At 70.4% G+C, this 23245-nt stretch carries 20 protein-coding genes; 9 read left to right on the top strand and 11 right to left on the bottom strand.

Translation table 11 applies throughout. The annotated features are described in order from the left end of the window. Positions 1–11: 11 nt before the first annotated feature. From GFH49_RS02615 to GFH49_RS02595, 5 genes are all read right to left on the bottom strand, one after another. Complete coding sequence (locus GFH49_RS02615) at positions 12–1691, bottom strand: IS1182 family transposase (protein ID WP_155054089.1); 1680 nt, start codon at positions 1689–1691, stop codon at positions 12–14. Between the two features lie 155 nt (positions 1692–1846). After that, positions 1847–2461, bottom strand: coding sequence for an LPXTG cell wall anchor domain-containing protein (locus tag GFH49_RS02610; RefSeq protein ID WP_155054088.1), 615 nt, complete (start codon positions 2459–2461; stop codon positions 1847–1849). Positions 2462–2749: 288 nt separating this feature from the next. Further along, on the bottom strand, positions 2750–3856 hold the full coding sequence (prfB, locus tag GFH49_RS02605) for a peptide chain release factor 2 (RefSeq protein ID WP_155054087.1): 1107 nt from the start codon (positions 3854–3856) through the stop codon (positions 2750–2752). Positions 3857–4237: 381 nt separating this feature from the next. Continuing rightward, positions 4238–5491, bottom strand: a complete 1254-nt coding sequence (locus tag GFH49_RS02600; protein WP_155054086.1) for a serine/threonine-protein kinase — start codon at positions 5489–5491, stop codon at positions 4238–4240. Between the two features lie 191 nt (positions 5492–5682). Next, positions 5683–7443: a serine/threonine-protein kinase gene (locus GFH49_RS02595; protein ID WP_155054085.1), complete on the bottom strand. Its 1761-nt coding sequence runs from the start codon at positions 7441–7443 to the stop codon at positions 5683–5685. Between the two features lie 389 nt (positions 7444–7832). On the opposite strand from GFH49_RS02595, the gene GFH49_RS02590 reads away from it, so the two are divergent. The 5 genes from GFH49_RS02590 to GFH49_RS02570 all read left to right on the top strand — a co-directional run bounded on the left by GFH49_RS02590 (position 7833) and on the right by GFH49_RS02570 (position 17070). After that, on the top strand, positions 7833–12101 hold the full coding sequence (locus tag GFH49_RS02590; protein WP_155054094.1) for an FHA domain-containing protein: 4269 nt from the start codon (positions 7833–7835) through the stop codon (positions 12099–12101). A 516-nt stretch (positions 12102–12617) separates the two neighbouring features. Further along, positions 12618–13988, top strand: a complete 1371-nt coding sequence (locus GFH49_RS02585) for an ABC transporter substrate-binding protein (RefSeq protein WP_155054084.1) — start codon at positions 12618–12620, stop codon at positions 13986–13988. Positions 13989–13992: 4 nt separating this feature from the next. Further along, a complete protein-coding gene (locus GFH49_RS02580) occupies positions 13993–15336 on the top strand; it encodes a carbohydrate ABC transporter permease (RefSeq protein ID WP_155054083.1) in 1344 nt (447 codons plus the stop codon). 88 nt (positions 15337–15424) lie between these two features. Continuing rightward, positions 15425–16354, top strand: coding sequence for a carbohydrate ABC transporter permease (locus tag GFH49_RS02575; protein ID WP_196217831.1), 930 nt, complete (start codon positions 15425–15427; stop codon positions 16352–16354). A gap of 326 nt (positions 16355–16680) precedes the next feature. Beyond that, entirely contained in the window at positions 16681–17070 is a 390-nt protein-coding gene (locus GFH49_RS02570; protein WP_155054082.1) for a hypothetical protein, read from the top strand. 74 nt (positions 17071–17144) lie between these two features. Here GFH49_RS02570 and GFH49_RS02565 read toward each other — a convergent pair whose 3' ends face one another. Beyond that, on the bottom strand, positions 17145–17558 hold the full coding sequence (locus tag GFH49_RS02565) for an organic hydroperoxide resistance protein (RefSeq protein ID WP_155054081.1): 414 nt from the start codon (positions 17556–17558) through the stop codon (positions 17145–17147). Positions 17559–17682: 124 nt separating this feature from the next. Here GFH49_RS02565 and GFH49_RS02560 point away from each other — a divergent pair, with 124 nt between their 5' ends. Continuing rightward, positions 17683–18144 carry a MarR family winged helix-turn-helix transcriptional regulator gene (locus tag GFH49_RS02560; protein ID WP_155054080.1) on the top strand — a complete coding sequence of 154 codons (462 nt, stop codon included), beginning with the start codon at positions 17683–17685 and terminating at the stop codon, positions 18142–18144. Positions 18145–18240: 96 nt separating this feature from the next. Beyond that, positions 18241–19221 carry a UDP-glucose 4-epimerase GalE gene (galE, locus tag GFH49_RS02555; RefSeq protein WP_155054079.1) on the top strand — a complete coding sequence of 327 codons (981 nt, stop codon included), beginning with the start codon at positions 18241–18243 and terminating at the stop codon, positions 19219–19221. A 64-nt stretch (positions 19222–19285) separates the two neighbouring features. Here galE and GFH49_RS02550 read toward each other — a convergent pair whose 3' ends face one another. The 3 genes from GFH49_RS02550 to GFH49_RS02540 all read right to left on the bottom strand — a co-directional run bounded on the left by GFH49_RS02550 (position 19286) and on the right by GFH49_RS02540 (position 20411). Next, the gene (locus GFH49_RS02550; RefSeq protein WP_155054078.1) at positions 19286–19567 is read right to left on the bottom strand and encodes a hypothetical protein; all 282 of its coding nucleotides are present in this window, start codon (positions 19565–19567) and stop codon (positions 19286–19288) included. Further along, the gene (locus tag GFH49_RS02545; protein WP_230396125.1) at positions 19564–19842 is read right to left on the bottom strand and encodes a hypothetical protein; all 279 of its coding nucleotides are present in this window, start codon (positions 19840–19842) and stop codon (positions 19564–19566) included. The genes GFH49_RS02550 and GFH49_RS02545 overlap by 4 nt, the downstream gene beginning before the upstream one ends. Before the next feature lie 149 nt (positions 19843–19991). Further along, positions 19992–20411 (bottom strand): ATP-binding protein, encoded by a 420-nt coding sequence (locus tag GFH49_RS02540; protein ID WP_155054076.1) that lies wholly within the window; start codon positions 20409–20411, stop codon positions 19992–19994. A gap of 209 nt (positions 20412–20620) precedes the next feature. On the opposite strand from GFH49_RS02540, the gene GFH49_RS02535 reads away from it, so the two are divergent. Beyond that, positions 20621–21472 (top strand): helix-turn-helix domain-containing protein, encoded by an 852-nt coding sequence (locus GFH49_RS02535; protein WP_155054075.1) that lies wholly within the window; start codon positions 20621–20623, stop codon positions 21470–21472. A gap of 11 nt (positions 21473–21483) precedes the next feature. Then, positions 21484–21690, top strand: a complete 207-nt coding sequence (locus tag GFH49_RS02530; protein ID WP_155054074.1) for a DUF397 domain-containing protein — start codon at positions 21484–21486, stop codon at positions 21688–21690. Positions 21691–22099: 409 nt separating this feature from the next. Here GFH49_RS02530 and GFH49_RS02525 read toward each other — a convergent pair whose 3' ends face one another. Both GFH49_RS02525 and GFH49_RS02520 read right to left on the bottom strand, forming a co-directional pair. Next, entirely contained in the window at positions 22100–22519 is a 420-nt protein-coding gene (locus tag GFH49_RS02525) for a hypothetical protein (RefSeq protein WP_155054073.1), read from the bottom strand. A gap of 369 nt (positions 22520–22888) precedes the next feature. After that, positions 22889–23236 carry a hypothetical protein gene (locus tag GFH49_RS02520; protein ID WP_155054072.1) on the bottom strand — a complete coding sequence of 116 codons (348 nt, stop codon included), beginning with the start codon at positions 23234–23236 and terminating at the stop codon, positions 22889–22891. Positions 23237–23245 lie beyond the last annotated feature (9 nt).

Genomic DNA, 23245 nt, shown 5'->3' with positions numbered 1-23245 from the left:
GACGCTGTTGGTTAATTCGGGCCCTGTTGCTTCGCCCCGTCGACTTGGTCGGCGGGGCGAAGTGCTGCGAAGTGGCTGGTGCGGGTGCGGGCTCGTGGTGTGCCGGTGAGGTGGGCGTCGATGCGGGTGAGGTTGATGGCGGCGCCTGTGAGCTGGTGCTGGAGACTGGTCTTTGCCAGGCCCCGGTAGCGGGATCTGCGCAGGCCGCAGCGCTGGAGGCCTTGAGAAATGGTGCCCTCGACCCCGGCACGGATCTTGTAGCGTTCCTTCCACACGTCGGTCTGCTGCTCGGTCCGGGCGGCCTGGACGGCTTCATGTTCGGCGCGGTGGCGCAGGGTGATCTCCCGGCGTTCGGCCTTCGGTGAGCTGACGCAGTCACGCAGGTGGGTGCAGGTGCGGCAGTCGGCCGGGTTGAAACGAACCCGGATGACGGGTTGGCCGTGCTGCGAGTGCCGGTGGTGCCACTGCGTGCTGGTAATACCGTCCGGGCAGGTCACCTGCTGTTTGTCCCAGTCGATGGTGAAGGCGTCCTGTCCGTAGGGGCCGTCCTTCTGGGCCGTGGTGTTGGCCGCCATCGGGCCGTGCAGAGCGATGCCGTGTTCGCTGCGGGCGGCCACGACCTGGGCGGCGTTGGGGTAGCCGGCATCGACCCAGTGTTCGCCGGGCAGGCAGTCCCGTTCGGCGAGGGAGGCGTGGATCGGGCCGGCCATCACGCTGTCCGGGACGGTGGCGTCGGTGGTGGCCACGTTTGTGATCAGGTTCGGGGTGTCCGGCTCGCAGGTCTCGGTGAGATGGGCCTTGTATCCGTCCCACAGGATGTCGCGTTTCTTGCTGCCCCTCGCCTCGGGGTCATAGGGCGTGACCAGGCGCGTCGCGCCCGGCGGGCGGTCTTTTGGGTCCCGCCGCCGCACCTCGCCCCCGGTCAGGTGGAAGTGCTGAACCCACATCTGCCGCAGAATCTGGACCGGCTCCAGCTCCCGCAGCCCGGCCGGCGCCCGGGGCGAGAAGACGGCCTCAAGCAGTCGCATCCCGTCAGCCCCGATCCGCCTGCCGACCTCCTCCCGTCCGACCTGGCCCTTGGGGAACCGGGAGTCCTCGGCCCGGGTGGCGTAATGCCTGAACCACTCTGGTTCGGCAACCTCCACCAGCCAGTCGGGGGCAGCCTGCGCGAGCGTGTTCAACGCCGAACGGAGCGTCTCCGCCACCATCTCCAGCCAGCACAGCTCCCGTGCCGCGGACTGAACATGCGTGGAGTCGGTCCTGGCCCGGCCTGCCGTCTTCAGCAGTCCTTTCTCCCGGGCCGCGGCCAGGATGCCGTCCAGCACCCGCCTGCCCGCCTCCGCCTCGATGAGGCGGTCGCGGAACTCCGACAACACCGAGAAGTCGAAGCCCGGATCAGTCAGTTCCAGCGCGAGGGCGTACTTGAAGTCGATCCTCGCCCGCACCGCCTCGGCGGCCTGCCGGTCGGTGAGACCCTCGACGAACTGCAACACCAGCACCAACGCCAGCCGCCCCGGTGACCAGGCAGGCTTCCCCCGCGCAGGGAAGAGATCCGCGAACTCCTCGTCGGTGAACAACGGTCCCAGCTCGTCCCGGACGCGGATCGCCAGGCTCCCCTTCGGGAACGCGGCCCGCGCCACCCGCACCGTCTCCACCGGAATCTCGCCCGGCCCGCTCGGCTGCATAGACATCGACACCCACCCCATACGACAACGTCGGCTCCCAAGACCACAACCGGGTCTTGGGAGCCGACGTCACGCACGGGCCCGAATTAACCAACAGCGTCCGACACCGCTCCGGGCCTTTCGTCAGACAGTGCATACGTTCCGTATGCCCGCGGCTACCGTCAGGCAGCCGCACCACCGCGGCCGCCCATGAGGCGCGGCAGGACGCGGAAGCCGATACCGCCGGCGATCATCGTCGCGGCACCGATCAGCAGGAACGTGGTCTGAGCGGCACCGGTCTCGGCGAGCTCCTCACCGCCACCCTGAGCAGCGGTGTCGGTCTCGGTCTCGGTGGCCTCCGAGCCGGTGTCGGTGAGGGAGGACGAGCCCTCCTGCTGGGCCGAGGAGCCGCCGTCGGGGTCGGTGTTGCTGTTGCCGCCACCGTTCTCGTTCCCGTTGCCATTCCCGTTGCCGTTGCCATTGCCGTTCCCGTCGCCCGGGTCGGACGGCTGGTCGGTGACCGGCGGCTCGTTGGGCTCGGCGGGCGGCTCCTCCGGCTCGGTCGGCTCCTCGGTCGGCTCCGTGGGGAGGTCCGGGGGCGGATCCGTCGGCAGGCCGGTGGGCGGGTCCGTCGGGGCCGGCGGCGTCGGCGAGGGCGACTCGTCGCTGCACAGGACACCGAGGATGCAGTCCTCCTCCGCGGCCGAAGCGGCGCCCGCGGCGGTCAGCGAAGCACCGGCGGCGATCACGGTCGCGGCGGCGAGGCGCGCGACGCGGATGCGCGTCTTGTTGGTCATCTGGTTGCTACCCCCAGTAGCTGATCGTCAATGAGGCGGCGCTCGGGGCTGTGATCGACGGGATAGCTGAACTCAAGCCCCCCGGTTCACATGCGCCCCAGAGATACGCATGCCACGCTTTACCCTTCCCATTTTTCAAAGCAACGTCAAGGCCGGTTCCGTGCGCGATGTCCAATTCCGGGGACTATGCGAGGGGTTGGAGTCTGTGAGTGTGATGTAAAACCCGGACATGCCAGCACGCAAAAGGCAACTGCCGCCGAGGTGGCGGCAGTTGCCTTGTCGACAAAGTTACTTCGCTTGCTGCTTGCGCCAGCGAATTCCGGCCTCAAGGAAGCCGTCGATCTCGCCGTTGAACACGGCCTCCGGGTTACCGACTTCGAACTCGGTGCGCAGGTCCTTGACCATCTGGTACGGGTGCAGGACGTACGAACGCATCTGGTTGCCCCAGGAGTTGCCGCCGTCGCCCTTGAGCGCGTCCATCTTGGCCTGTTCCTCCTGCCGGCGCCGCTCAAGGAGCTTCGCCTGCAGAACGTTCATGGCGGTGGCCTTGTTCTGGATCTGCGACCGCTCGTTCTGGCAGGAGACGACGATGCCGGTGGGGAGGTGGGTGAGCCGCACCGCGGAGTCCGTGGTGTTCACGCCCTGGCCGCCGGGGCCGGACGACCGGTACACGTCCACGCGCAGCTCGGACTCGTCGATCTCGATGTGGTCGGTCTGCTCGACCACGGGGAGGACTTCCACGCCCGCGAAGGAGGTCTGCCGGCGCCCCTGGTTGTCGTAGGGCGAGATGCGCACCAGCCGGTGCGTGCCCTGCTCGACGGAGAGGGTTCCGTAGGCGTACGGCGACTGCACGGCGAAGGTGGTCGACTTGATGCCGGCCTCTTCGGCGTACGAGGTCTCGTACACCTCGGTCTTGTAGCCGCGCTGCTCGGCCCACCGCAGGTACATGCGCTGGAGCTTCTCGGCGAAGTCGGCGGCGTCGACGCCACCGGCCTCCGCGCGGATGTTGACCAGCGCTTCCCGGGCGTCGTACTCCCCGCTGAGCAGAGTCCGTACTTCCATCTCGTCCAGGGCCTTCTTGACGGCGGCGAGCTCGGACTCGGCCTCGGCGCGGGTGTCCGGGTCGTCCTCCTCGTCGGCCATCTCGAACAGCACGGAAAGATCGTCGATCCGCGAGCGCAGGGCCTCGGCCTTCCTCACCTCCGCCTGGAGGTGGGAGAGCTTGCTGGTGATCTTCTGCGCCTCGTCCGGGTTGTCCCACAGGGACGGCGCGGCCGCCTGCTCCTCGAGCACGGCGATGTCTGCCCTCAGCTTGTCGAGGTCCAGAACGGCCTCGATCGACTCCATGGTCGAGGAGAGGGACTTGAGCTCTTCGGATACATCGACGACTGCCACACCACCAGCCTAACGGCTCCGCCAACCAGCAAACGCCGGGCAACCACCACTCAGCGCCGCCCCGCATATTCACCCCCACCCACCGTCCGGGGCCACCCGCCTCTGAGCACCGCTCGCCCCTCGGCGCCAGTCGGCATCATCCAGCCCACCCGCCGACCGAGACCGAGCGACACCATCCCGAACCCCCACCCACCCCCCAGGGCCACCCGCCTCTGAGCACCGCTCGCCCCTCAGCGCCAGTCGGCACCATCCAGCCCGTCCGGCGTTTGAGGACGAGGCCGGAGGCCGATCGGGGGTCCAGGGGGCGGAGCCCCTTGGCGGGGTCGAAGGGGCGGAGCGCCTGGGGATGGGACGGGTAGGGGCGGCGGGGGCGAGAAACAGTCAGGGCGAGGCCGGTGCCGAGTTCTGCGTGTCCGGCGGAGTCGCCCCCGCATCGTCCCCCGACGTCGCCAGCCACACCCCCACCCCCACAGCCACTCCCAGCACCACCGCAGCCACCCCCAACGTCACCCGCCGCCGCCGAGTCACCGCCCGATGCCGCGCGGACCCCGGCCGAGGCGCCCCCGCCGCCCGCGGCACCCGCGCCGTCCCGCGCGCCCCTCCGGCCAGCTCATCCGGCCCCGGCACCCTCATCGACGTATGCGTGTCCCGATTGGAGTCGGCCGGCTTGGCCCCCGGCACCAGCGGCACCGCCCCCCGCCGCCGCGCCCGTCCCCCCCGCTCGGCGGCCGGCGCACCAGTCCCGACGGCCTCCTCCTCCGGCTCGTCCGCCGTCTCCGCATCCGGCTCGTCCACGTCCAGCGGCGGCATCCCCGCCACCAGCGGCAACAGCTCCCGCAGTCGCGCACCCAGCTCGGAGGCCCGCAGCCGCGAGGCCGGCGCCTTGGCGAGGCACTGGACGAGCAGCTGCCACAGCTCGTCGGGGATACCGGGGAGCGGGACCACCGTCTCCGTGACATGGCGCCGCAGCACCGCACCGGGATGCCCGCCGCCGAAGGGCGTGAAGCCGGCCAGCAGCTCGTACAGCACGGTCGCCAGCGCGTAGATGTCGACCGACGCCCGCGGGGGCAGCCCCTCGACGATCTCCGGCGCGAGATAGTCCGGCGTGCCGATGATCTTCGTCGCCCGGGTCCGCCGCGGCGAGTCGATGAGTTTCGCCACACCGAAGTCGGTCAGCAGCGCACGGTGCGAGCTTCCGGGCCCGAGCGGGCCCTGCATGTCGAGCAGTACGTTCTCCGGCTTGACGTCCCGGTGCACGACCCCGGCGGCATGCGCGGCCGCGAGCCCGTCCGCGACGTCCGCGACGATCGCGACGGCCGCCTCCGGTGCCAGCCGCCGGTCGCGGTCCAGCCGGGTGCGCAGATCGGTGCCTCGTACGAGATCCATGACGAGTGCGAGGTCGTTGCCGTCGACCACCAGGTCCCGCACGGACACGACGTTCGGGTGCTCAAGGCCGAGCAGTGCCGTGCGCTCCCGCACGAAGCGTCCGACGAGCTCCTGGTCGGACGCGAGATCTTCGCGCAGCAGCTTGATGGCGATGGGCCCTTCCGGCCCCTCGCCCAGCCACACCGTGCCGGCGCTGCCCCGTCCCAGGATCTGGTGGGCGGTGTACCGGCTGCCGATCTTCCGTGCCAAGGCTGCTCCTACAGACGCGTGTTGATCGCTGCTGCGCCGTCCGAGGGCGTTGACATCAGCGGCTGGCGCCGCGGGCCCCCGGACCCCCAGCCGACAAAACTACGCGCCCGGAGCCGTGACCTTGACCGTGGAGGCGGAAATCACCCGCCAGGTGTCGACAAATCACCAACCTCGCCACCGCGCAGGTGACTTCAGCCGGCGCCGGAGCTCCCGCCGCCCAGGTCCTCGACCCACCCGGTGACCGTGTCGACCGTGTCGCCGATCTGTTCCCAGTAGCTCTTGCCCGTGCCGATCCACTCCTGCAGCGGGCTCAGCTCCCAGACCAGCCACCCCGCGACGAACAGGATGACGAACGTGAACAGGCATCCCTTCAGACAGCCGAGGCCGGGGATCTTCGTCGGATTGGCGCTGCGCTGCCGCGGCTGCCGGGGCTCGCGCTGAGGCTGCTGCGGCTGCTGGGGCGGCGCGTACCGCTGCGGCTGCTGCGGCTGCTGGGGCGGCGCGTACCGCTGCGGCTGCTGGGGCTGCGGCGGGGCGTACGGCTGCGGCTGTTGCTGCTGCTGCGGATAGCCGTAACCCTGCTGCGGCTGCTGCTGCCGCCGCTGTCGGCGCGGCTGCTGCTGAGGCTGAGGCTGAGGCTGAGGCTGAGGTTGCGGGGGCTGCTGCTGCGGCCGGGCGACCTGCCGCTGGGGGCGGCGGCGCAGCGGGTCCTGGTTGGGGTCGAGGTACTGGACCTGCGTCTGCTCGTTGCGGTCGCGGGCCGCCCGTAGCTGGTTCTGCCAGGGGTGCGGGTCCTCGGGCCGCCCGGGCTGCTGGCCCGGCTGGCCCGACTGGCCCTGCGGCACCGGCGGCATGACGGCGGTCGGGTCGGCCGCGCCGCGGTTCGGCAGTACGGCGGTGGGGTCGGCGGCGCCGGCCGGCCCGCCGGTGTGCGGCATGACGCTGGTGGCGGCGTTCGGGTCGTAGTTCCCGGCGCCGTGCGGCAGCACCTGCGTGGGGTCGGCGGAACCGGGCACTCCCGATCCGGGTACGGTCGCGGGCGCCGGGTCGGGCATGAGGAGCGCGCCCACGTTCTCGGCGGCGGCGATCTGCGCGGAGTTCGCGTGCACCCCGATGCCCTCGGCGACGACGCGCAGCCCGCGGGCCAGGTTCTCGGCGCTGGGCCGCTCGTCGGGGTTCTTGCGCATACAGCGCTCGATGACCGTCCACAACGCGTCGGGGACGGTGGAGGGGCGGCGCGGCTCGGCGCTCAGATGCTGGTGCAGGACTTCGAGCGCCGAGCTGCCGGCGAACGGCGGACGGCCGGTGACCAGCTCGTACAGCAGGATCCCGGCGCCGTAGATGTCGACGGCGGAGGTCTGCGGGCGGCCCTCGGCGGACTCGGGCGCGACGTACGCGGGCGTGCCGACGAACTCCTGGGTGCGGGTCAGGCCCGGGGAGTCGGCGAGGCGCGCGATGCCGAAGTCGGTCAGCATCGGGTGCATCTGGCCGCCGTCCTGGCGGAGCAGGACGTTCGCCGGCTTCAGGTCGCGGTGGACGACGCCGTCGGCGTGGCTGGCGGCGAGCGCGTCGGCGATCTGCGCGGTGAGCAGAGAGGCGCCGACCGGGCTGAGGGGCCCGCTCTCGCGCAGGTAGCGATGCAGGTCGGGCCCCTCGACGAGGTCCATGACGAGGGCCAGCAGATCGCCCTCGACGACCAGGTCACGGACCCGGACGATGTTCGGGTGAGTGAGCCGGAGCAGGACGGACCGCTCTCTGAGGAAGCGCATCACGATGTCGGGATCGTTCGCGAGCTCTTCCTTCAGGACCTTGATCGCGACGGTCTCGCCGGGCTGGCCCGGCACGGCGGCCTCGGCGCCCGCGGTCTCCCGCTGACGGGCTCGCCAGACGGTGCCCGTGGCGCCGCGTCCGAGCGGCTCCTCGAGCAGGTACTTGCTGCCTACCGGCCGCACGTCATGTGCTCCCTGCTGCTTGCCTGCGTTTCGCTGCTTGCGTGTGTTTCCGACCCACTGTAGTGCCGACGCACCTGATACCGGGCTGTCGTCCGGCTCCGCAATACGCCCGCGATGCGTCCGCGCATGTTCGAAGAAAAGACGCTCGACTCGGTCCGTCGGTTGCCGGACGCGGACGTGAGCGATCTCAAGTGCCGCTCGAACGATCACAGTTGCGGTACTGGGCAGGCACTTTTACGGGCAGAGCCGACCAATCAAGATCACTTGCCATCTGGCGAGGGGCACATTGTCAGTGGCAGGTGCGAGGATGCCTTCAGTACTGGCCGACGTGCTCGTGTGGGGTGGGGGAAGTCCGCGCCGCGCCCGCGCAGAAGGGACCGCTGACGGCGATGCAGATCCGGCTGACCGTCGTAGACCCCCTGGGGGCGCCCGCGCCCGGCCGCGCCGCGAGCTGCGATGTGCTGGTCACGGCGCCCGCGGGCACGGCGCTGTCCGCGGTCGCCTCGGCGCTCGCCTCCGCGGTCTCCGGCAGCGACGGCCCGGCCGTGCTGTTCGCCGGCCCGGAGCGGCTCGACGAGCGGCGCTGCACGCTGGGCGAGCCCCCGCTGATCGACGGCGCCGTGCTGTCCCTGGGCGCCCCGGCCGAGCCCGAACCGCACCCCGAGGTCGACGACGCCCCGACCCGTCTGGACATCGTCGCGGGCCCGGACGCGGGCGGCGTCCACCTCCTCCATGGCGGCCAGATCCACATCGGCCGCTCCGCCGACGCCGATGTCGCCCTGGACGACCCGGATGTCTCCCGCCTCCACTGCGCGGTCACCGTCGCCGCCGACGGCCGAGTCACGGTCGCCGACCTCGGCTCCACCAACGGCACGACCCTGGACGGCACCCCCGTGACCACCCGCCCGGTCCGCTTCACCCCGGGCTCCCTGCTCCGCATCGGCGAGTCCACCCTCCGCCTCGCCCCTGCCGGCGGCCCCGGCCCGCGCCTGCTCACGGCAGCCGACGGCGAAGGCCATGTGCGGGTGCCCACCGACGGCGACGAACCCACGCGAGCACCACACACACACGCGGCCGACACGGCAGGGTTCGGCGGGCCTTCCGGCAGGACGTCTCACGCACTCGGGACGGCAGCGGCCTGGGCGGCCCAGGCGCAGAGCCCCCGTGAATCGACGGCGGTGCCGGAGCAGGGCCGGGCGCCGCACATCGAGCACCGGGCGACGACCTCGGACGCGGACACGGCCCGTGGCATGGCTTCGCGGGGGCGCACGCGTGGGGGCGACACCCATGGCGGCCGGTTCGGAGCGAGCGGACCGGGCATGCCGTCCGGTGCCACGCCAGCGGGCGGTGGTGGCTTCGGTGCGGCGGGCGACGGCGGGCACGACGGGGACGGTCACAGGGCGGGTGCCGGGGCCGGGCACGACGGTGACGGTCACAATGCGAGTGCCGGGCGGCGGGGGCGCGACGACGACGCGCACAGTACGGCGAACGGGGGCCGGCGCGACGACGACACCTTCGGTGCGGCGGCCGGAGGTGGGCGCAGGCGCGGCGCCTTCCGGACGAGCCGCACGACCGGCGCGACCCGCACGACCCCTGCGACAGCCAGTGGCGCATCCGCCGACCCGGACTCCGGCACCACAGCTCACGGCTCACAGCCAGGCCGGGGTCCGGGTGCCGGGGCCGCGGGCAGGCTCGACGACACAGATTCCGGTGCGGCAGCCGGGGGCGTTCCCGGCGGCCCGGCTTCCGGTGCGGTGGCGGCCGGCGACACTTTCGGCGGCTCCCACGTCGGTGCGGCCGGGCGCTCGCCGGGCGGTGGGACCGATCCCCGTACGACGGCCGACGCCACCCACCGCGACGCGAGTCCCGGCGCCACAGCCAGGCGCTCACTCGGCGACACCGCACCCCGCACGGGGGGCGGGCGCTCGCTGGGCGGCGGTTCCGATCTGCGTGCCGAGGCCGGAGGCGGGACGGTGCACGACCGGCTCGGCGACCGGGCCTCCGATGACCGGCTCGGTGACCGGGCCCTCGATGACCGGCTCGGCGACCGGGCCTCCGACGTGGAGGCGTCGGCCCACCCTGCCGATGGGAGGAGTCGGCGGAAAGGGACTCCGCTGCGTGGGACCGATGTGCCGCAGGGCGTGCGCAGGCGCGGTGGGCTGACGGCATGGGCGCGGCGGCTGGCCGGGGGACGCGCCGAGCAGGGGGCGGCCGGGCGCGGGGCCCACGACGAGGGCGTGACCGATGTGGTGGCGAAACCCCTCACCCCCACACCCCAGCTGCCGGAGACCTGGCCGGACCCGGCGGCGCTGCTGCTGACGGCGCTGGGCCCCGGTCCCCGGCTGTGGGAACGCGGCCCGGGACACCCGGAGGCGCTCACCGTCCGGCTGGGCACGGCCGACCGGGCGGCACCCGACGGCTCCGGCCTGCTGCCCGCCGTACCGGTGACCGCCGATCTGCGCGAGGTCGGGGCGCTGGGACTGGCCGGTCCGCGCGCGCGGCTCGCCGGGCTGGCCCGCGCGGTCGTGGCCCAGCTCACCGCGCTGCACTCCCCCGCCACCCTGGAAGTCGTCCTGATCAGCGCGGACCGCTCCCGCCCACTTCCGGAGCGCACCGCCGAGTGGTCCTGGCTGGGCTGGCTCCCCCACATCCGCCCGGGACACGGCCAGGACTGCCGCCTCCTCCTCGCCTACGACCGCGAACAGGCCACCGCCCGCACCGACGAACTCCTGCGCCGCCTGGAAGACCACGCGGCAGAGCTGAAAGGCGGTCCGGGCGGCGCGGGTCACGGACTCACGTCCCCGCGGACCAGCGCCGCCACCGCCACCGGCAGCGGCCCGACGAACACCGACCGTCCCACCCCGACGCCCTCCGGTTCGGCTGCCGGAGCATCCGCCGACGTGGCCGCCCCCTCCCCCCGCCATGCCACGGCGTCGTACGACATCCCCACCAGCCATCCCGATCAGCCCGACCCCGCCCCCGCCGCCACCCCCGCGGGGCCGATCCGGGGCGCGGCACACCGACCCTCCTGGGCCGCTGACGAGGACGAAGCCGTACAGGCCAGGAGGGGATTCCCGGGGCCGTACACCGTGGTCGTCGTGGACGGGGACCCCGGTGGCGCCGATGTGCGGGAGGCGGTGGCACGGCTGGCGTCGGAGGGGCCGCGGGTCGGCATACATGTGGTGTGCCTGGCCGAGACGGCGTCCGCCTCACCCGTGTCGCCCATGACGGAGACGTACGAGGCGGCGTGCGCGACATCCCCCACGTTCCGGGACTGCGGTGCCGTGGCGCTGCTCAGCGGTGATGTGGCGACGTCGCTGCGGCTCACGCGGGTCGCGGGGGCGGGCGCCGCACGACCCGGTCCCGTCGGGCAGGGCATGGTCGCCGCGGTGGACGCCGTCTCGCTCGCCTGGGCGGAGCGGTTCGCGCGGGCACTGGCGCCGCTCAGGACGGACGGTGCCGGGGGTGAGCGGCAGGGCAGGATGTCGGCGCCGTTGCCGCAGGCGGCCCGGCTGCTGGACGAGTTGGGGCTGGCCCGGGCCACTCCCGCGTCGCTGATGGCGCGGTGGGCGGACGCGGCCGACGACGCGGAGGCGCTCGGCGGGCGGGCCCTGGCCGTGCTCGGGGCCGGGCCGCACGGTCCGGTGTGCGCGGACCTCGTCGCCGAGGGACCGCATCTGCTGATCGAGGGACCGCACGGCAGCGGACGTACGGAGCTGCTGCGAGCCGTGGTCGCGTCGCTGGCCGCCGCCGAGCGCCCGGACCGGCTGAGCGTCGTGCTGATCGACGGGCGGGACAGCGTGAATGCGGGCAGCGGGCAGGGCGACGGCTTGCGGGTCTGTACGGACGTATCGCATGTGACGACCCATCTCGCCGCCAACGACCCCGTCCGCATGCGGGAGTTCGCGCAGTCACTGAGTGCCGAGCTGAAGCGGCGGGCCGAGTTGCTGGGGCGGGCCGACTTCGCCGAGTGGCACACGGGGCGGGAGGTGTCCGGCCGTATGGTCGCCCAGCGCTCGGCGGGAGCGGGTGAGATCCCCGGCACGGGCGCAGGTGCGTCCGGTGCCGAGGATCTCGACGCGCCGCCCAGTTCGACACTGCGGTTGCGGCCGGGCGCGGCGCGTCAGCGGGCGGAGGCGATATCGCCGTTGCCGCGGCTCGTCGTGGTCGTGGACGACCTGGACGCGCTGGTGTCGCCCGCGCTCGGTTCACCGGGCCGGCCGGCCGCCGGGTCCGTGATGCGGGCACTGGAGGCCGTGGCCCGGGAGGGCGAGCGGCTGGGCGTGCACCTGGTCGCCGCGGCGGGGGTCGGCGGCCGTACGGCCCAGACGGAACCGGCGCGGCAGGCGACCGTGCGGGTCACCCTCGACCCACCGGCCCCCGGGCCGGACGAACCGGCTCCGGGACGGGGCCGGCTGGCCTCCGCCGACGGCCGGGTGACGTCCTTCCAGGGCGGTCGGATCACGGGCCGGATCCCCCGTACGGCGACCCTGCGCCCGACCGTCATACCGATGGAGTGGGAGCGCATGGGCGACCCGCCGGCCCGGCGCCCCGTGCGGGAGCTGGGGAACGGGCCGACGGACCTGGCCTTGCTGGCGAGCGCGCTGGAGCGGGCGGCACGGGAGGTGTCGGCGGTATCGGTGCCGTCGCTTCTCTAGCGGCGGGCGATCCGGTCGCGCGGCTCCTCCAGGCATGCGGCCCCTCCAGGCACACGGCGACTGAGCCTGCCTGACGGGCGGCCGATCCTGCCTGACGGGCGGCCGATCCTGCCTGACGGGCGGCCGATCCTGCCTGACGGGCGACTGGCCTGTCTGGCGTTCGAGCACAAGGCCGTTCAAGCCAAAGAGGGACCTGAAGCGGGACCCGAAGGGAGACCTGAAGCGGGACCCGAAGCGGGACCCGAAGCGGGACCTGAAGGGAGACCTGAAGCGGGACCTGAAGGGAGACCCGAAGCGGGATGAAGGGGGATCTGGCGGCACAGCCCCCCGGGAAAGGTGCGCCACCCCGCACCCGCCCCCGAATCGGCCGCCGATTCCGCAACGCTGGGTCACGACGCGGTCACGATCACCGTCTTGACAGCGATGGCGCTCTTGCCGACCCACAGCACCCGGCGTAGACCAGACCGCACGGGACAGCGTTCGGACGTTCGACGAGGAACGAAGAACGGGGCAGTGATGCGCAGCACGTACAGCACCATCCGGAAGCACACGGCCGTGAAAGCCGCAGCCACCGTCCTCGCGGGAGCACTCGCGCTCACCGCCTGCGGTGGAGACGACGACAACGAAAACGAGCAGGCCGGCGCAGGCGAGGAGACGGCCACCACCGTCACCCTCCCCAAGCTGGACGGCGAAAGCCTTGAGGTCGCCGCCGTATGGAGCGGCGCGGAGCAGGACAACTTCAACAAGGTCCTTGAGGAGTTCGAGAAGCGCACCGGCGCCGAGGTCTCCTTCGTGCCCGCGCAGGACCCCATCGTCAACTTCCTGGGCTCGAAGATCGCGGGCGGCCAGCCGCCGGACGTGGCGATGCTCCCGCAGCCCGGCGCGATCCAGCAGGCCGTGGACAACGGTTGGGCCAAGCCGCTGGGCGTCGAGGCGAAGGCCGAACTGGCCGAGAACTACTCGCAGGGCTGGCAGGACATCGGCAAGGTCGACGGCGAGCAGTACGGCGTCTACTACAAGGCCGCCAACAAGTCCCTGATCTGGTACAACACCCAGGTCTTCGAGAACGCCGGGGTCACGGAACCGAAGACCTGGGACGAGCTGCTCACCACCGCCCAGACGGTCTACGACTCCGGTGTCACGCCGTTCTCCGTCGGCGGTGCCGACGGCTGGACCCTCACCGACTGGTTCGAGAACATCTACCTCTCCCAGGCGGGCCCGGAGAAGTACGACCAGCTCGCCAAGCACGAGATCAAGTGGACGGACCCGTCCGTGAAGGACGCGCTGACCACGCTGGCCGAGGTCTGGGGCAAGAAGGACTACGTCGCCGGCGGTGCGGACGGCGCGCTGCAGACGGACTTCCCGGCCTCGGTGACGCAGACCTTCACCGGCGGCGACCAGCCCAAGGCGGGCATGGTCTACGAGGGCGACTTCGCGCAGGTCAACATCGGTACGGCGGGCGCGGAGGTCGGCACGGACGCGAAGGCGTTCCCCTTCCCGGCCGTGGGCGACACCGCTCCCGTGGTCTCCGGCGGCGACGCGGCGGTGATCCTGAAGGACTCCAAGGCGGCGCAGGCGCTGGCCACCTTCCTGGCCTCCCCGGACGCGGCGACGATCCAGGCGAAGCTGGGCGGCTACCTCTCGCCGAACAAGAACGTGGACATCTCGGCGTATCCGAACACGGTGCAGCAGGGGATCGCCGAGGCCCTCATCGACTCCGGCGACGACTTCCGCTTCGACATGTCCGACCAGGCCCCGCAGGCCTTCGGCGGCACGCCCGGCAAGGGCGAGTGGAAGGCGCTGCAGGACTTCCTGGCGAACCCGACCGACATCGCGGGCACGCAGGCGCAACTGGAGGCGGACGCGGCGGCCGCCTACGGAGGCTGACGCGATGACGTCGGCCACGGCGGCAGGGGTCCCTCCGACCCCTGCCGCTCCCAAGTCGCGCAAGAGCGTGACCGGCACCCGCAAGACCGTGGTGGCGCTGTTCCTGCTGCCCGCTCTTGTGCTGCTGGGCGCGCTCGTGGTCTACCCGATCGGGTACTCGGTCGTCCGCAGCTTCTACGACCGGTCGGGCGCGTTCACCGGCTTCGACAACTACGAGTCCCTGTTCACCGACGACGGCATCCGCACCGCCCTGAAGAACAACGTCATCTGGGTGGTGTTCGCGCCGACGGTCGCCACCGCGCTCGGTCTGGTCTTCGCGGTGCTGACCGAACGGGTGAGCTGGGGCACGGCGTTCAAGCTGGTCGTCTTCATGCCGATGGCGATCTCGATGCTGGCCGCCGGCATCATCTTCCGCCTCGTCTACGACCAGGATCCGGAGAAGGGCGTCGCGAACGCGGTGTGGGTGGGCGTCCACGACACGTTCGCCGAGTCGTCGGCGTTCCCGAAGGCGCATCCGGGCCGTGAGTCGCCGCTCGTGGCGGAGAAGGGCGGCGCCTTCATCACCAGGGCGACGGTCCACACCGGGGGCACGGTCACCCTGCCCCTCGTGGGAGTCGCCCCCGACCAGATGCCCGGCGACGCCAAGCGGGCCGTTGCGCCGCAGGCCGACCCGGGCCGGATCACCGGCACGACGTGGCAGGACTTCACCCGCGGCGAGGGCGTCGGCACGCTCGGCGCACCCGACGCGTCCGAACTCGGCTACCCCGGCATGAAGATCGAGGCGGTCAAGGACGGCAAGGTCGTGGAGTCGGTGAAGGCCGGCGCCGACGGCACGTTCTCCCTGTCGGAGAAGGCCGACGGCGCCCAACTCCGCCTCCCGGCGGGCAACTTCAAGGAGCCGTACAACGGCCTGGACTGGCTGGGCCCGTCACTGGTCACGCCGTCGATCATCGGGGCGTACATCTGGATGTGGGCCGGTTTCGCGATGGTGCTGATCGCGGCGGGGCTGGCGGGCATCCCACGTGATCTCCTGGAGGCGGCGCGTGTCGACGGCGCGACCGAATGGCAGGTGTTCCGGAAGATCACGGTTCCGCTCCTGGCGCCCGTCCTCGCGGTCGTCGTCGTCACCCTGATGATCAACGTCCTGAAGATCTTCGACCTGGTCTTCATCATCGCCCCGGGCTCCGCCCAGGACGACGCGAACGTCCTCGCGCTGGAGCTGTACCGCAAGGGCTTCTCCGAGGGCCAGCCCGGCATCGCCAGCGCCATCTCGGTGTTCCTGCTTCTGCTGGTCATCCCGGTGATGTGGTTCAACATCCGCAGGCTCAGGCGGGAGGTGCGGCGATGAGCGGCGACTGGTCCTTCTGCTGGGGGTCCGGGGGTTATCCCCCGGGAAGGCGCAGTAACATCCGCAGGCTCAGGCGGGAGGTGCGGCGATGACCACACATGCCGACATGCTCACCCAGCCCGAACAACCCGGACAACCGGCGAAGACGGCCAAGACGGCCAAGGCGAAGCAGTCCCTCGGCTCCCGCCTCGTGGAAGGCATCGGCGGCGGTGCGGTCCGGGTCTTCCTGATCGTCGTCGGGCTGTTCTGGCTGGTCCCGACGATCGGTCTGCTGGTCTCCTCGCTGCGTCCCCCGCAGGAGATGACGATCAGCGGCTGGTGGGACGTCTTCACCGAGCCGTCCCAGCTCACCTTCGAGAGCTACGACAAGCTCCTGCAGAACAGCGACATCACCGACTCACTCGTCAACACCCTGCTGATCACGGTCCCGGCGACGGTCCTCGTCGTCGTCATCGGCGCGCTCGCGGGTTATGCGTTCGCGTGGATGGAGTTCCCCGGCCGCGACTGGTGGTTCCTCGGCGTGGTCGGCCTGCTGGTGGTGCCGGTGCAGGTGGCGCTGATCCCGGTCGCCGAACTCTTCGGCAACATCGGCCTGTTCGGCAACATCATGGGCGTGGTCCTCTTCCACACGGGTTTCGGTCTGCCCTTCGCGGTGTTCCTGCTGCGGAACTTCTTCGCGGAGATCCCGAAGGAGCTGCTGGAGGCGGCCCGGCTCGACGGGGCGGGTGAACTGCGGCTGTTCGCCCGGGTCGTGATGCCGCTGGGCGGGCCCGCGATCGCGAGTCTGGGCATCTTCCAGTTCCTGTGGGTGTGGAACGACATGCTGATCGCGCTGGTGTTCTCCGACACCGACAGCCAGCCGATCACGGTCGCCCTGCAGACGCAGATGCGCGCGTTCGCCGACAACGTCGACATCCTGGCGCCGGGCGCGTTCATCTCCATGGTGATCCCGCTGGTCGTGTTCTTCGCGTTCCAGCGGCAGTTCGTGTCCGGGGTGATGGCGGGCGCGGTGAAGTAGCGCGTACGACAGCCTGAAGGGCGTACGAAGCCTGAAAGGCTTACGACGGCCTGATCGACGGGGCGAGCCGGGACAACCGGCTCGCCCCATCACCTGCACCGGCTCGCCCCTCCGCCTGCACGGACTCGTCCCCCGGATGCCGTACCCGACGTAACCAAGTCACTCCACCGGCCGTTCCCGGGCCGACCGCCCGCACCGACCCATGGATGCGCCGTGCGCAGGTTCAGTGTTGTCGTCCCCGCGTACCGGGTTCAGGCATCCTCGACGGCCGCCCCGAACTCGCCCGGTGACGGCCGTTGTTGTTCCGCCGGATGGTCGGGCGCCTGGTGACGGTGTACCAGAGGCGGGGCCAGACCCCACCTGCCGCCCGCACCGGGTTCCTGAGCAAGTCCCTTACGTACTACCGTCGTTGCTATCGCCGTTACCGCACACCCGGCACCCCGGTCCCGCCGCGCGCACGTGCCCGGCAGGCACTGATCCGCCTGGGCCTGCGTCGCACCTACGGCATGCTCCGCTTCACCTCGGCCATGTGCCGCAGGGCAGTCCGGCAGTCGTCCCGCCTGGTCAGACAGGCGCGAGCCACCGCGCTGAGGCTCCGCTACCGCATCCAGCCGCGCCTCCCCCTGTTCCCGACGGCGACCCGTCGCCTCACGCCCGGCACGGCCGCCGCGCCGGTGGTACCGCTCGCAGAGCAGACCCCGGCGCTCACCCGTTGAGGTGAGCGCCAGGCGGAGTCGTCGACCCGCGCCGGGCGAACGGGGAGGCGCCGGCGCGGGTCAACCGAGCTGAGTCACTCGACGACGAGGTCGACGTCGATGTTGCCGCGGGTGGCGTTGGAGTACGGGCAGACCTGGTGGGCGGACTCGACGAGCTTGCGGCCGGTCGCCGCGTCCAGGCCGTCGGGCAGCTCGACACGGAGGGTGACCCTCAGGGCGAAGCCCTCGCCCTCCTTGATGACGCTGACCTCGGCGGTGACGGCTGCGTCGCTGACATCGGCCTTCGCCTGGCGGCCGACGAGGGCGAGCGCGCTGCCGAAGCAGGCGGCGTAACCGGCGGCGAAGAGCTGCTCCGGGTTGGTGCCCTGGCCGTTGCCGCCCATCTCCACCGGAATGCTGAGTGCGAGGTCCAGCTTGCCGTCGGAGGTGACGGCACGACCGTCGCGGCCGTGGGTGGCGGTGGCGACAGCGGTGTACAGCGCGTCCATGGAAGAACCATCCCTCTCAGATCACGGTCGGCGGCCCTGTCCGGCCGCCTCTCGACGACAATAAGTAGAGCACACAATTAAATTGTGGACAACTAAATGATGGGCAAAGAGCTACCCTGGAGCCATGACCACCACGCCCACCTCCGACTGGCTCCGCCTCGACCAGCAGATCTGCTTCGCCCTGAACGCCGCGTCGCGCGCCTTCGGCGGCGTCTACCGCGTACTCCTCAAGGACCTCGGGCTCACCTACCCGCAGTACCTCGTGATGCTGGTGCTGTGGGAGCACGGCGACCTGCCCGTCAAGAAGCTGGGCGAACACCTCCGTCTCGACTCCGGCACGCTCTCCCCGCTGCTCAAGCGGCTGGAGACGGCCGGCCTGGTACGCCGGGAGCGCAGCGCGCGCGACGAGCGGTCGGTGGAGGTACGGCTCACCGAGGACGGAGTGGCGCTGCGCGAGCGGGCGCTGGAGGTACCGCGGCGGATCATCGCCGCGACGGACTTCGACCTCGACGAGATCCAGGAGCTGCGGACCAGGCTCGACCGTCTCACCGCGGCGCTGGACGCGGCGACGGAAGACACTCACTGACGCCTGCTTCACTGTGACGGGTCCGACTGTGACCGACCAGCAACACCACGACCAGCAGCACCACGCACGGGCCAACTGACGAGGGGACGGCCGCACATGACCTGGCTGATCACCGGCGGCGCCGGTTACATCGGGGCGCACGTGGTACGCGCCATGACCGAGGCGGGCGAGCAGACGGTCGTGTACGACGACCTGTCCACCGGCATCGCCGAGCGCGTACCGGACGGCGTACCGCTGGTGGTCGGCTCGACCCTGGACGGCGCACGCGTGACCCGCGCCCTCACCGACCACGCGGTGACGGGTGTAGTGCACCTGGCGGCGAAGAAGCAGGTGGGCGAGTCGGTGAGCCGGCCCCTCCACTACTACCGGGAGAACGTCGAGGGCCTACGCGTCCTCCTGGAGGCCGTGACCCAGGCGGAGGTCCCCTCCTTCGTCTTCTCCTCCTCCGCCGCGGTGTACGGCATGCCGGACGTGGAGCTGGTGACGGAGGAGACTCCATGCGCGCCGATGTCTCCGTACGGCGAGACCAAGCTGGCCGGCGAATGGCTGGCCCGCGCGACGGGCAGAGCAACCGGCCTCGCCACAGCCTCCCTCCGCTACTTCAACGTGGCCGGCGCGGCCACACCGGAACTGGCGGACACCGGCGTCTTCAACATCGTCCCCATGGTCTTCGAGCGCCTCACGGCGAACGCGCCCCCGCGCATCTTCGGCGACGACTACCCCACCCCCGACGGCACCTGCATCCGCGACTACATCCACGTGCTGGACCTGGCCGAGGCCCACGTGACAACGGCCCGCGCCCTCCAGTCCTCCCCCGGCCTCGCCCTCACCCTCAACATCGGCCGCGGCGAGGGCGTTTCGGTCCGCGAGATGATCGACCACATCAACACGGCCACCGGCTACAACCTTCCCCCGACCGTCACCCCCCGCCGCCCCGGCGACCCGGCCCGCGTCGTCGCCTCCGCCGACCGCATCTCCACCGAACTGGGCTGGAAGGCAAAACACGACGTCTACGACATGGTCACGTCGGCGTGGGAGGGGTGGGTACGACTGCATCCGGGGGCGGCGCAGGCTTGAGGCCCCGCCGCGCCGACGCCGCAGAGCCGCCACCGGCGCCGCCCACCCGGCAGCGGCTCGAACATCAGCTGAGCCAGGTCACGCGCTGGATGTACACACGCTTGCGGTAGTCGATGACCTGATACCACACCATGAGCGGCCCCGTAGCGATCACTCGCAGGCCCTGCGGGTTCGTCACACTCGCTCCGTCGCCCGGGTCCTGCCCCAGTGAAGCGAGTACGACAAGTTCCCGTGCGACCTCTTCTGCGGCTGCGCGCCCCTCGGGGGGAAGATCTCCGACCACCCAGTCGGGTTCTGCGCCGTACTCCCAATCCCACTCCGAGTCCAGCGGCTCGTGGTCGTTCAATCCCCGATCTCCTGCTCGGCCTCACGCAGAATCCCGTTGATCTCCGCCATCGCGGCACGGAACGCGACCTCGCCTGCCATAGCGTCCTGGGAGATCCGCTCGGCCTCATGCAGACGTGCTGCTCGCACAGGGTCCCGCTCGATCGCCACGAAGACCCCCCAACGTTTCAGAAACAGCTGGAGCGGAGCCGTACTCCCCGTCTGGCTCGCCTGGTCGAACGCCCGCCCGGCCTCCAGGTCGAACTGGGGGAGGTTCACGAGGCTCAAGCGCTTCACGGCCTCACGCAACGCGTCCCTGGTCAAAGGGGGCATCGGGATGATCGGCCCATCGTGATGCACCGGCTGTGCACTCATCCCTCGTACCCCTCTCTCCCGCCCATCGGCCTCACCTGCCAGGGTAGCCGCGCGGGAGCGCAACCGAGCGGTCATCGTGGGCCCCCAACGGGGCCGGGTGCTCCGAGTTCGAACCACACACCCTTCCCTCCCTCGCCCCGGCGTCCCGTCCGCCACCCACCATGTTCAGCTCCCCAGCGCCCCTCGGTCAGCGAGTCGAGGATCCACAGACCGCGCCCGCCCCCAGGGTCGAACCCCTCCCTCATGACAGGCAGGTTCACGTCCCCGTCGTAGACCGTCGCGCGCATGCCGACCGGGTTGGTGACGAGGAGGAGCCCGGGACCGGTTCCGGCCGCGTGCACGCACGAGTTGGTGACCAACTCCGAGACGCAGAGCGCCGCGTCCTCCACGATGCCGCCGAGCCGCTGCGCGTGCAGCACAGAGGTGACGAAGTCGCGGGCGATGCGAGGGGAGGTGGCGTGGGGTGGAATGCGGAGGCTGTATTCGGGCATGAAGGATCAGCTCCAAGTCGCCGATGACATGGGTGAGTTGAACAGGCGGAGACCGCAGCACAACAGAGAGTGCCGCCCGCATCACCGAAGGTAGGGGGCAAGTCATATCCTGAGCAACCTATATCCGGAAAATGCCGACCTTCCGTGTGACCCGTGCCATGCTTGCTCGGCACGGGTCACACGCTGCATAGACCAGGGGGACGACACAGATGCCGCTCAGGAGCAACCCCACTTATCGCCAGGAGCGGTTGGGGGCCGAGCTGCGCAAGATGCGCGAACAGGCAGGCATCACCGCGCGAGCCGCAGCCGCGCTGCTCAACTCAAGTCCCATGCGCCAAAGTCATGTCGAGACCGGCCGCGGCGGCATCAGCGAGGACCGCATCCGGCGCCTGGCCAGGAGCTGCGCCTGTGACGACTCCGCGTACGTCGACGCATTGACGAGCATAGCTCTGGAACGGGGCAAGGGCTGGTGGGAGGAGTACCGCGGCATCGTCGTCCCCGTCGGCCTCAACCTGGCGGAGCTGGAACACCACGCCGTACGCATCCAGACTTTTCAAATGGCGCATGTTCCCGGCCTGCTGCAGACCGAGGATCACATGCGTGCCGCGTTCCGCTACGCATCACCAGAGCTGACGCCCCAGGACCTGGAAGCCTATGTGGCGTTCCGTCTCCGCCGCCAGCACGTCATCACGGAGTCACCGGAGACGCCGTACGAAGCGATCATCCACGAGGCTGCCCTGCGCATTCTGGTCGGCGGCCGCAAAACGGCCCACGCCCAGTTGGAGCGCATCCTTGAGCGCTCGGAACTGGACCATGTGACCCTGCACATCCTGCCGTTCGCCGCCGAGGACTTCGCCGGCGCCGGGCACTCGATGGACTACCTGCACGGCCCTGTTCCCCAGCTGGACACCGCACTGTCCGAGACCGGTCACAACAGCATCTTCTTCGATGCCGGGCCTCTGCTCAAGCAATACCGCAAGCGGTATGACAGAGTAGCGGGCTCTGCCCTGCCCCCGTCCGAGTCCCGGGACTTCATCGTCCACATGCTCCAGGAACTGTGAAAGGCACCCCCGTGATCGCACCCCTCACTTGGCAGAAGTCGTCGTTCTCAGGCGGCGGCACAGGTGACAGCTGCGTCGAACTCGCCGCCCCCACCACCTCCCCCCTCTCTATACACCTCCGCGAAAGCGACCTCCCCACCACCATCCTCACCACCAACCACACCACCCTCCACGCCCTCCTGACCACACTCAAGAACGGCGACGACCTACCCGGATGAACGCCCCCTCCGAACGAATCGCGCCCGCGGCTCCGCCGTCGGCAACGCCCGCGGCGCCCCCCGCGAGTGAGCGGGGCATCGACGCCCTAGTCGCCGTCGGCGGGGCGGTACTTGGCGCAAACTGTGCCACTTCCCGAGAAAGTGTCACACTTCCGCGGCTCACTGGCAGGCCCTGCCTCGACGATGCACGCTCAACTTCGAGGACCCGGCTGTGACGGGTCCGGGATCAGTCGGCGGCTGGGTATCTCGGGGCTGGGTGAGACGCACGGTGCGGGTGGCACTGACAGACAGGAACACGTACGCGAACGCATACGCCATCACCGCCATCCCCGAACGCTGCACCGCGTCCTTGCCGACGAAGGCAGCGCCCCGATGACCTGGGGCGCCGCCTTCGTCGTACGACTGCCAGTCAGGACCGCAGGATCAACACCTCGTCTTCATCCCCCTGCGTTGCCCACAGAACGGTCTTTCCTTCGGATTCGCCTGCCCAGAGTGTGGCTGAGCAGCCGTCCTCGAACTCGATCAGTACGTCGGTCGACTCGCCGTCGTCCAGCGTGTGCCAGGTGCCGCTTCCCGACTTTTCCCGGACGACGTCGTCCACGGGGCACTGGAAGTAGCTCAGAGTGAGTCCGGCCGCAGAAAAGGCACCATTCTGGCTCAGCGCCAGTTCGACATCCTGTGCGGTCCACTCTCGTACCAGTGAAGCCGTCTGGACGATTTTTCCTTCCGGATACTTCCCGTACTCCGTGGAGACATAACAGCCAGACAACAGGAGGCCCGCGGCGACCGGCAAGGCCGCCCGCAGCCCGGCTGTCCATCGAACTTCCACTGGCCCACCCATTTCCATCAGTTAGGGATCATCACACGGAAGGGGAGGACGCCTGGCGGAAAGTGCGACACTTCTCGGGAAAGTTTCGCACTCCCATGGCTCGCTGACAGGCCCCCAGCCTGGCGACGCACCGCTCAACCTCGATGACCCCCGGTAACCGGGAAGCGCCGCCTTCATTGAGACGCCACCGACCCTGTTTCAAGGTCCACGCGAACTTCCCGCCCATCCATCTGGGAAATCAGAACACTGCCATCTTCCCAGCGCGCATCCGTGACGACATCGAGATCCACCCGCCAATCAATCTCGCCACTGCTGCACACAGAGAAGAGTCCAGCTTCGAACCTAGAAATCTCCCTGCTGAGCAGAGTGCTACGCATGCTCCAGTCGGCTAATCCATCGCTGACACCCGTCTACGGTGATCGGTTCGAACAGTTCAGGACTCGATACCTCGAAGAGGAGTTGTGTCAGCACCTCAATTCCCACCTCGTCGATCTCGACACGGTCCAGCATGTGAACCGCCCCAGCCCATCGCGGCAATTCGAGAACGTCTAGTTCTCCGGAAACGCACCGACGCAGAACATCCATTACGGCGTTGCGATCCAACCGCACAGAAGGCCCCTCGTGTAGATCACACCGGTTGGCGGCATCGATCAGGCCATCCAGTGATGATTCCCAGCGAATCAAGCTGGTCAGAGCCTCGCAGGCATCGAATTCCATGGGCGTCAT

It is taken from the genome of Streptomyces blattellae (genome assembly GCF_009709555.1).
Lineage (GTDB): Bacteria > Actinomycetota > Actinomycetes > Streptomycetales > Streptomycetaceae > Streptomyces > Streptomyces blattellae.
Note: the sequence above shows the minus strand (reverse complement) of the source record. Positions and strands in the feature narration are given on the sequence as shown.